9 protein-coding genes are annotated in these 10,571 nt (G+C 29.5%); all 9 read left to right on the top strand.

Translation table 11 applies throughout. The annotated features are described in order from the left end of the window. The coding region (gene rsmA, locus KKC53_05770; protein ID MBU2598657.1) for a 16S rRNA (adenine(1518)-N(6)/adenine(1519)-N(6))-dimethyltransferase RsmA at positions 1-885 on the top strand (885 nt) is incomplete at its 5' end. A gap of 258 nt (positions 886-1,143) precedes the next feature. Continuing rightward, complete coding sequence (locus tag KKC53_05765) at positions 1,144-1,434, top strand: Veg family protein (GenBank protein MBU2598656.1); 291 nt, start codon at positions 1,144-1,146, stop codon at positions 1,432-1,434. Positions 1,435-1,712: 278 nt separating this feature from the next. Continuing rightward, positions 1,713-2,588, top strand: coding sequence for a 4-(cytidine 5'-diphospho)-2-C-methyl-D-erythritol kinase (locus KKC53_05760; protein MBU2598655.1), 876 nt, complete (start codon positions 1,713-1,715; stop codon positions 2,586-2,588). A gap of 48 nt (positions 2,589-2,636) precedes the next feature. After that, a complete protein-coding gene (locus KKC53_05755; protein MBU2598654.1) occupies positions 2,637-3,398 on the top strand; it encodes an NTP transferase domain-containing protein in 762 nt (253 codons plus the stop codon). Positions 3,399-3,591: 193 nt separating this feature from the next. Then, positions 3,592-5,001: a bifunctional UDP-N-acetylglucosamine diphosphorylase/glucosamine-1-phosphate N-acetyltransferase GlmU gene (glmU, locus tag KKC53_05750; GenBank protein ID MBU2598653.1), complete on the top strand. Its 1,410-nt coding sequence runs from the start codon at positions 3,592-3,594 to the stop codon at positions 4,999-5,001. 39 nt (positions 5,002-5,040) lie between these two features. Continuing rightward, complete coding sequence (locus KKC53_05745) at positions 5,041-5,976, top strand: ribose-phosphate pyrophosphokinase (protein MBU2598652.1); 936 nt, start codon at positions 5,041-5,043, stop codon at positions 5,974-5,976. A gap of 34 nt (positions 5,977-6,010) precedes the next feature. Continuing rightward, positions 6,011-6,691: a 50S ribosomal protein L25 gene (locus KKC53_05740; protein ID MBU2598651.1), complete on the top strand. Its 681-nt coding sequence runs from the start codon at positions 6,011-6,013 to the stop codon at positions 6,689-6,691. A gap of 99 nt (positions 6,692-6,790) precedes the next feature. Continuing rightward, the gene (pth, locus tag KKC53_05735) at positions 6,791-7,348 is read left to right on the top strand and encodes an aminoacyl-tRNA hydrolase (GenBank protein ID MBU2598650.1); all 558 of its coding nucleotides are present in this window, start codon (positions 6,791-6,793) and stop codon (positions 7,346-7,348) included. 232 nt (positions 7,349-7,580) lie between these two features. Beyond that, positions 7,581-10,571: transcription-repair coupling factor (gene mfd, locus KKC53_05730; protein MBU2598649.1), on the top strand; the 2,991-nt coding region annotated here is incomplete at its 3' end.

Raw genomic sequence — 10,571 nt, 5'->3', positions numbered from 1 at the left:
CCCAAGAATAGAAAAACAAAAATTATGATTGTTAATTTGTCTACTACAAAGAAGATATTAAGAGAGTTTGATATAAAACCAAAGAAAAGGCTTGGTCAACATTTTTTGATTGATGGTAATGTGCTTAGAAAAATTATAGATGTTGCAAAGATTTCAAATGATGATAACATACTTGAAATTGGTGGTGGAATTGGAACATTAACTGAAGCACTTTTAAAAAAAGCTAAAAAGGTGATATGTGTTGAATATGATAATAAACTAATTTCTGTTTTAAAAGAAGTTTTTAAAGAATTAAATAATTTAATAATTATTCAAGCTGATGCATTAAAATATGATTTTAATCCCCTGATTAAAAGATATTCAATAAATAAAATGGTTTCCAATCTTCCATATAATATAGCCCTGACTCTAATTTTTAACATGCTAAATGAATATCCGGAAATCAAGAATTATGTTGTTCTGGTTCAAGCAGAAATTGGTGAAAGATTAACAGCTAAGCCTAAAGATAAAAATTATACTGCTATCTCAGTAAAAATGTCACTTATTTCTGAAATAAAAAGTTATTTTAAAGTTTCAAAAAATGTTTTTCTACCATCACCAGAGGTTGATTCAAAAGTGATTGAAATTAAGAGAAAAAAGTTCTGTTATGAAGATTTAGACAAGGATAAGTTATTTAAATTCATTGATATATCTTTCAGGCATAGAAGAAAAAAATTGATAAATTCCATTCTGAGATATAAAGATTGGGAATTAAGCAGAGCTCAAACGGAGAAAATTATTGGTGAAGTAACAGGAAACGAAAGTGTAAGAGCTGAGGAGTTAAATTCAGAAGATTTTATAAAGCTATATAGAAAGATTAATAAATTTAACTTTTTTAATATTTAGCAGTTTTTATCTCTGAATTGGTCGCCTAAGACTCCTTCCTTCAGGTAGGGGTAGTTCATAAACTAAAATCTGAATATAGATTTCTTAAAGTGTGCTTTCTATAGAAAATATAGTGTAAAAAATATTATAAATTATAATAATTAATATAAAATGTATAAATATATTAAATATTATAATATTGTATATATATTATAAAGAAATAGACAAAAATGCAGAAATTTTGTATAATATAAATAAAAAGTTTGGAGTTGATTATTTTTGCCTATTACAGTAAAAGAAAGATTTAGAATCATGGAAAGAATAAAAGATAAACTTGAAAACCTAATTGGAAAAAAGGTAAGAATCAGAGCAAACAAGGGTAGAAAGGTAATAATAGAAAGAGAAGGGCAGATAGAAGAGTTATACACAAATATTTTTGTAGTAAAAGTTTACGAGAAGGGAAAAAGAGTTAGTAGAGCATCATTTAATTTTGCTGATATCTTAACTGGAATAGTTAAGATAAGCTCAATTAACGAAGATGAAGACTATTTTCCATGGCTTTCTGAATAAATAAAATAAACATATACTATAAAGAAAATTTAATTCTCAATATATAATCTACAAAATTAGATAAAACCATTATTCAATATATTTTATAGATTTCTTTTAATATTCCTCACATTTTTTCTATACCAATCATAGTTCCTTTTAAAATCCTTTATAAGTAATTGGTATCTATTGGATAAATTTATTTTTTATTTGGATATGTATTAATTTTTTTTCAAAAACACTTTATAATTTACGGTGAATGTCAGTAAAAATTTAAATCAAGAGAAAGCAATTAAAAAATGATTAAAGTAAAAGCAAATGCTAAAATAAATCTCTATCTTAATATTCTTGAAAAGAGAAAAGATAATTATCACAATATTTCCTCTGTTATGCAGAGCATAGATTTAAGTGATGATTTAATCTTTTTTAAAAAAAGCAGTGGAATTAAGATTGTATGTAATGATTTAAATTTACCTGTAGATGAAAGAAATTTGATGTATAAATCTGCAGAATTATTAATAACAAAATTTTTTAAGTTAGACTCTTTAGGGGTTTTAATTATTTTAAAGAAAAGAATACCTATAGCTTCGGGACTTGGAGGGGGAAGTGCTGATGCAGCTGCAACTTTAATAGGTATAAATAAACTATTAAATTTAGATTTGAGTGATAGTGAATTAATAAAAATAGGGTCTTCTATTGGTTCAGATGTTCCATTTTGTTTAATTGGAGGAACAGCTATAGTTGAGGGTAAAGGAGAGAAAATATTACCGCTTGAATCTTTAAAAGATATCTGGATAGTTTTAATGAAGCCTTCTTATAATTTATTAACCAAGGATATTTATAAGAAATGTGATAAAATTGGGAGCCCTTGTTTAAATGATATTGATAAATTTATGAAATTCTTTAGTGAAAAAGAACTACTAAAAAAATTTTCGATGATAGAAAATTGTTTAGAAAAGATTGTTGAGAAAGACCATGAAACTATATCCATTTTAAAAAAGAAAGCAATGGAAAGTGGTGCTTTAGCAGCTGTAATGACTGGAAGTGGTCCAACAGTAGTAGCATTATGTGAAGATTTTGACGCAGCATTAAAAGTGTATTCAAAGTTGTCCAAGGAAGTTGATGAGATATATGTTTCCAAGACCTGCTCAAAGGGTGTTGAAACATTTTCATAAAATATTATTTTAAAAAGAAAATAGTTTTTAATTTTGAGGAGATAAAAATTGATAGTAGATGCAGTTATTTTAGCTGGTAAAAGCTTTATAAAAAATAATGATGAAATATTAAGTGATAAGGTCACATATCCTATAAATGGAATACCTATGATAGATTATGTTGTAAGTGCAGTAAAAGATTCTAAATATATTAATAAAATTATGATTTCAGGTCATCCTGATGTTAAACTCCCTCATTTAAAAAATAAAATTGATTATTTATTATATTCAAAACAATCTTTTGCTAATAGAATTAAAGACTCAATAATTGAACTCAATTCACAAGGAAAAATACTCTTTGTGTGTTCGGACATTCCTCTAATAAATGGTGAAATAATCGATAATTTTATTGATATCTGTGATAAAGTTAAAGCTGATGTTTATTTTCCTATTATAAGAAAAGAGGAAATACTTTCCAAATACCCTAAGACAAAAAGAACATTCTTCACTACAAGTGAGGGAGAGTTTACAGGAGGTAATATAGCTATTGTTGATCCAAAAGTAATTTTAGATAATCTTGATCTTATGACTGACCTTTTCGAGGGAAGAAAGAAAATTTTAAAACAGGTTAGAGTTATAGGTATAACATCACTTATAAAGTACCTTTTTGGAAGATTATCCATAGATGAAATAGAAGAAAAAGCAAGTAAAATAATTAAAGCTAAGGGTAAAGCTATAGTTTATAGTGGGGTTGAAGTTGGAATAGATGTGGACAAAAAAGTTGATTTAGTTTTAGTTGAGGATGTTTTATATAGAAGAAGAGAAAGATAAAATTAATACAAATCAGTTAATAAAAAGAGCCATTTCTATTGTATTTGCCTTATTAATAAAAATCTCATAAAATTAAGTGTTTATCTCTAAATTTTAATACAGAATATTTTGACTTAGAATTAACAAATTAATTGTAAATATTAGAAACAAAATCAAAATTATAAAGATAATTAAGTAATGTGGTGATTAAATTATGAAGAAAATAGCAGCAATAGTTTTAGCAGCTGGTGAAGGCACAAGGATGAAATCAGAAAAGGCAAAGGTTCTGCACCAAGTTTCAGGAGTGCCAATGATCTGCCATGTTGTAGATACATTACTAGAATTAAAATTAGATAAAATTTATGTTGTCATAGGAAATCATGGTGAAGAAGTAACTAAGGCAATTTCTGACAGAAACTTGGATTTTATTTGGCAAAAAGAACAACTTGGAACTGGACATGCTGTCTCTCAAGTTAAAGATAAGTTAAAAAATTTTGATGGAACAGTACTGGTTCTTTATGGAGATGTTCCATTAATAAGAAGTACAACTTTAAAAAAATTGCTGGATTTTCATATGACATCTGATTCATCTTCTACTATACTAACATTCTATCCAGAAAATTCATCAGGTTATGGGAGAATATTAAGGAATGATGAAGGAAATGTGATTGAAATAGTTGAAGAGTCAGATGCCAATGAGGAGCAGTTAAAAATTAAGGAAGCAAATTCAGGAACCTACTGCTTTAACTGGAAAAAGTTGTCTCAAGCTCTTGAATTATTAAATACAGAAAATGTTAAACGTGAACTTTATCTTACTGATGTTGTCAAAATATTTTCATCAAAGGGAGAAAAGATATCTGCGGTAAATGTTGAGGTTTGGAAGGAAGTAATAGGTATTAATAATAGGGAGGAATTGGCAAATGCGAATTATGAGATGAATAAAAGAATACTTAAGAAGTGCATGGATAATGGTGTTACTATCATGGATCCAAATTCAACCTATATTCATAATCAAGTCAATATTGAAAATGATACTGTAATTTATCCGTTTACTTTTTTGGAAGGAAGCACTATTATTGGAAAGAATTGTGAGATTGGTCCTTCTACAAAACTGGTTAATTCAATTGTTGAAGATAATTCAAAAATCACTTATTCCATAGTTTTTGATTCAGAAATTAAAAAGGGTACATTAGTTGGACCCTTTTCACATATAAGACCTGGTACAGAGATTTCAGAAAATGCTAAAGTAGGATCTTTTGTCGAGATTAAAAAATCTATTGTTGGTAAGGGAAGTAAAGTTCCACATTTAAGTTATATTGGTGATGCAAAGATTGGAAATAAAGTAAATATTGGAGCGGGAACTGTCACCGTAAATTATGATGGATATAGAAAGCATAAAACAATAATTGGGGATGATGTTAATATAGGTTCAGATTCAATGTTAGTTGCACCAATAAAAATTGGTAAAGGGGCAGTTACGGGAGCGGGATCAGTTTTAACTAAAGATGTACCCCCAGACTCATTAGCTTTAGAAAGAGGAGAGCAGGTAATAAAAGAGGGTTGGGCAAAGAGAAGAAGAGAATTAGAAAAAAAACGTAAATTAAAGAAAAAATGCCAAAAGTAAGGAGGGAAGTTAATTTTGAAAGAAGTTGAAAAAAACCGGATGATGATATTTACAGGTTCATCAGTTCCTGAATTAGGAAAAAGAATAGCTGATAAATTAGGTATAAAGATGGGTAAAGTAGAGCTAACAAGATTCTCTGATGGTGAGATATATGTTAGATATTTAGAGAGTATAAGAGGTGCTCATGTATTTTTGATTCAAACATGTAGTCATCCCGTAAATTATAATATTATGGAGATGCTCATAATGATTGATGCATTAAAAAGAGCATCAGCTAAGAAAATAACTGCTGTTATACCTTATATGGGATATTCAAGACAGGACAGAAAAGCAAGAGGCAGAGAACCAATATCAGCAAAATTGATAGCAGATCTATTATCAACTGCGGGAATAGATAGGATGATGACTATGGATTTACATGCTGGTCAAATACAGGGATTTTTTAATGTTCCCGTTGACCATCTTACTGCAATACCTAAAATAATAGATTATATTAATGGAAAAAATATTAAAGATTTAGTTATAGTAGCTCCAGATTCGGGTAGAGTGGAAGTTGCAAGAAAGGTGGCAAATAGGTGCAATGCTGATTTAGCAATATTGTATAAATCAAGACCAAAGCCAAATGTATCTGAAACCATAAATATTGTAGGAGATGTAAAAGATAAAAATGTCTTTATAGTTGATGATTTGATTGATACAGCGGGAACTGTTTGTGAATCCGCTGAATTTATGAAAAGATTGGGAGCCAAAGAGATGTTTGCTGCCTGCACTCACCCCGTTTTTTCAGAACCTGCTTATAAGAGATTAAGAGAAACACCTATAAGTGAAGTAGTTGTAACAGATACAATGCCAATAAAAAATGATTTATTAAAGGATAAACTGGTAGTTATAACTATTGTAGATATCTTATCACAGGCTGTAAAAAATGTATTTTATAATGAATCTGTAAGTGAAATATTCAGAGGTAGAATGTAACCTATATTAAAATTGTTAGAGAGGTTGGTTTTTAATGAAGATAAAAGTGAGTAAAAGGAAAGAGTTAGGAACAGGTCCTTCAAAGAGATTGAGAGCTGAAGGTGAAATTCCAGGTGTTGTTTATGGAAGTGATATGGAAACAATTCCTATAAAAATTGATGCTACCCACTTAAAAGAGATTTTTAAAGCACAGGAAAGTGGGGAAAAGGTAATGGAACTCTCGATAAAAGGTGATAGAAAAAAGAAAAATTATAATGTAATGATTAAAGATGTACATAAACACTACATTACAAGGGATGTTCTTAATATAGATTTTCATTCTATTTCATTAAAAGAGAAAGTACATGCTTCAATCCCTATTATTTTTACAGGAGAACCTATTGGTGTAAAGGAGGATGAGGGGACTTTAGGGTACCATTTAAGACACATTGATGTTGAGTGTCTACCAAAAGATCTTCCAGAACATTTTGAAGTAAACATTGAAGATTTAAAAATAGGGGATGTATTAAGAGTTTCTGATATTAAATATTCAGGAGAAATAAAGATACTTGTAAATCCTAATGATGTTATATTATCTGTTAGTGCTCCGAGGATGGAAGTTGAGGAAGAAGTAGTAGAAGAGGAAGAGGAATTTATTGAAACTGAGGAGAAGGAGCCGGAAGTAATTGGTGAAAAGGAAAAAGAAAAGGAAAAAGTAAGGAAAAAAGAGAAGTAAATACCAAATCAAAGGGAAATTAAAAGTTAAAATAGGATGATTTTAAGATTTAAAAATATAATTTGTAAAAAAAGAACCTATCATAAAGATAAAGTAAATATGAAAATTATAGTGGGATTGGGAAATCCCGGAGTGCAGCATAGGGGAAATAGACATAATGTTGGGTTTATGATATGTGAGGAAATTCTGAAAAAATTAGGCAATCCCAAAATTAAATTAAAGTTTAGTGGAGAGATATCCGAAACAAATTATAAGAATAAAGAAATTTTAATTGTTAAACCACTTACTTATATGAATGAAAGTGGAAAATGTATAAAAGAAATTGTTAGCAATTATTCAGTATCATTAGATAATCTTCTTGTGATTCACGATGACTTGGATCTTGATTTTATGAGAATAAAATTTAAAAGAGGTGGTGGCCCTGCTGGACATAAAGGAGTTGCATCTATAATTGAAAAACTAAAAGATAATAATTTTTGTCGGTTAAGATTTGGGATAGGAAGATCCCCTGAGGGTATAGATCCTGTTGAATATGTTTTGGAGGATTTCATGGAAAAAGAATTCAAATTAATAAAGGAGAACAAAGAGAATATAGCAAAGGCAATTCTAGACTATATTGAATTTGATATAAAATATGTTATGAGTAAATATAATTAAAACTATTTTTGTCAGAAGGTGTTTCATAAGATAAGAATTTATATATTTTAAATATAAAAATTAAGAAAAATATATATACCAGGAAAGATAGGCCTATTAAATTATTTCCTGGTATTTTCGGCATTTCAAAAACTTCCAAATTTGAGAAATTTGCAAAAAAAGCAAAAAACTTAGTTTAGAAATTTTATAAAAAAAGATAAGAATTTTTTAATTATCAAATTTAGATACAAAAATGAAACTTGATTTTATTTGTGAAAAAATAACTTCTACTCCTAAATGGAGAAAGTTAATAGAATATATTAATAAAAATATCGAAAACATAAGAACTTCAGAAATAGAAAAAATCTCAAGTATAGAAGTAGTTGAAGATTTCTGGTCGTGTCTTATAAGCTGTCTATATCTTCATCTTAAAAAACCATTTATAGTTGTGACTCCAACTTGGGATAAGGCAGTACAACTTGCAGAGGATATAAAATGTTATGTTGATGATGAGTATATTAATCTATTTCCTCCTCGTGAAAATTTACCCCATGAAAGACTTTCCCCAAGTAAAGTTACATCGGGGATGAGACTAAAAACTCTTAATTTACTTCAGAAATCAAGAAAGATTATAGTTATAACCTCCGCTAATGCAGTATTAGATAAAATAGCACCAGTTCGAGCAGGTGTTCACTTACCATTGACTGTAAAAGTTGGCAGTAAAATTTCATATGAAGATATTCTTAAAAATATCTCATATATGGATTACACGAGAGAGAATAAAACATATTTTCCTGGGCATTTTAGCGTGAGGGGAGGAATTTTAGATATTTTTGATGTAACGAGTGAATATCCTTTTAGAATAGAATTTTTTGGTGATAATGTAGAATCCATTCGAGCATTTAGTATAGTCACTCAGAGGTCTTTATATGAATTAGAAAAAATAGATATTTATTCATCAAGGGAACTATTAATAGGAGAGAAACAGGATGAGCAGGTTATGAAATCAATAGATTCTGATTACCCAATGTATTATGAAGGCATTGAATCAGACATTGCAAAGTATTATGAAAATACACAGAGTTTTTTTGATTATATAAAACCAAAGTCGATTTTATTATTTTGTGATCAAACCGAATTTGATTTAAGGTTGAAGCAATTAGTAAAGCAAGTTTTATACAGTCTTAATTTAGAAGATGATAATGAGAAAAAGAATTATATCTCAAAGACACTTATAGATCCGAAAAAATATTTATATGATATAAAAAATCCAATTATTAGATTAGATGCTATAAGAACCTTTTCTGATTCCTTCTCTTATGAAGTGAGAAAGCAAAGAGAAGCGAGTGGTGATAGGCATAAGTTTTTAAGAAATTTAAGAACTGATGCAAAAAATTTAGTGCAGAGCGTAATCTGTCTAATGTCTATCACAAGGGTTAATAAATTAAAGGATATACTTGATGAGGAAGGGGTTCCCCACAGGTTTTATCAGAAAATAAAACCGGAATTTATCCCGGGTGTACCCGCTATAATTACCTCACCCACATCAATTGGGTTCATTGATGAACAATCAAGGATCTCATTATACAGTCAGTCAAATTTATTTGTGAAAAGAATAAGACATACACCTATTTATAAGTTAAAGGAAGCTGTTCCTGTAATAAGACCTACAGACTTAAATCCAGGCAACTATATAGTTCACAATGTTCATGGTATTGGAATATATTTAGGGATGGTTAAAGAAGAAATAGATGGAGTAATAAGAGACTATTTTCTCTTAAAATATGCTGGTGTAGATAGATTATATGTGCCAACTTCTCAAATTGACAAGATTCACAAATATATTGGTCAGGAAAATCCTCCAATATATAGGCTGGGATCAACAAAGTGGACCAAGGTTAAGAAAAAGGTTAAACAATCCACAAAAGAAATTGCTAAAGAGCTTTTACAACTTTATGCAGAGAGACAGCAAATGGAAGGTTTTGCATTTCCAGCTGACACCCCATGGCAAAGAGAAGTTGAGGAACAGTTTCCATTTGAGGAAACAGCAGATCAGATTAAAACTGTAAATGAGGTTAAAAAAGCTATGGAAAATCCAAAGCCAATGGATAGATTAGTTTGTGGTGATGTTGGATATGGAAAAACAGAAGTGGCTATAAGAGCAGCGTTAAAAGCTGTATTTGGTGGGAAACAGGTTGTTATGTTAGTTCCTACTACAATTTTGGCTCAACAACATTATCACACATTCTCTACAAGATTTAAAAATTACCCAATAAAAGTTGGACTGTTAAGTAGATTCTTAACTTTATATGAACAGAAAGAAGTTACAGAAGGTCTGAAAGAAGGAACCATCGACATTGTGGTAGGGACTCATAGATTATTACAAAAAGATATAAAGATAAAAGATTTAGGTTTAATAATAGTTGATGAGGAACAAAGATTTGGAGTAGAGCATAAAGAAAAGTTAAAAATTTTAAGAAAGAAGGTAGATGTCTTAACATTATCAGCAACTCCAATTCCAAGAACATTATACATGTCTTTAATTGGTATCAGAGATATGAGTGTAATTGATACACCACCACAGGATAGATTATCAGTTGAAACTGCTGTAGGGGAAATGAATTATGACCAAATAAAAGATGCTATTGAATTTGAGTTGAGAAGGGGAGGTCAAGTATTTTATGTTTATAATAGAGTAAAGACTATTGAAAGAGCAGCAGAGAAAATAAAAACTTTAGTACCAAAAGCTCGGATAGCTATTGCTCATGGTCAAATGAGAGAAGAAAAATTGGAAAAAGTTATGATAGATTTTGTTGATGAAGATTATGACATACTGGTATGTACAACAATTGTTGAATCTGGATTAGATATTCCAACAGTTAACACTATGATTATTGAGGATGCAGACCAATTGGGACTTGCTCAACTATACCAACTTAGGGGAAGAGTTGGAAGGGGAGATAAAAAAGCATATGCATATTTTTATTACAATGATAAGAGATTATTAACTCCAGAAGCTTATAAAAGATTACATGCACTCAGGGAATTTTCTCAACTTGGTTCTGGATTTAATTTAGCTATGAGAGATTTGGAGATAAGAGGAGCAGGTGAGATATTAGGACCAAAACAACATGGACATATGTTTTCTGTTGGATTTGAGCTCTACTGTCAGCTTATTAGAGAAGCCATTGAAGAGATGAAAGGGGAGAAGAAGGAAAAAATTCCTGAAATAACAATAGAAATT

The organism is Actinomycetota bacterium, from assembly GCA_018830725.1.
Lineage (GTDB): Bacteria > Actinomycetota > Humimicrobiia > JAHJRV01 > JAHJRV01 > JAHJRV01.
This window is presented reverse-complemented; position numbering and strand designations above follow the sequence as displayed.

Bases quoted from the DNA above. Each gene is read 5' to 3' on its own strand.
- KKC53_05760 (MBU2598655.1), top strand. From the start codon at position 1,713: ATGATTAAAGTAAAAGCAAATGCTAAAATAAATCTCTATCTTAATATT.
- glmU (MBU2598653.1), top strand. From the start codon at position 3,592: ATGAAGAAAATAGCAGCAATAGTTTTAGCAGCTGGTGAAGGCACAAGG.
- KKC53_05745 (MBU2598652.1), top strand. From the start codon at position 5,041: ATGATGATATTTACAGGTTCATCAGTTCCTGAATTAGGAAAAAGAATA.
- KKC53_05740 (MBU2598651.1), top strand. From the start codon at position 6,011: ATGAAGATAAAAGTGAGTAAAAGGAAAGAGTTAGGAACAGGTCCTTCA.
- pth (MBU2598650.1), top strand. From the start codon at position 6,791: ATGAAAATTATAGTGGGATTGGGAAATCCCGGAGTGCAGCATAGGGGA.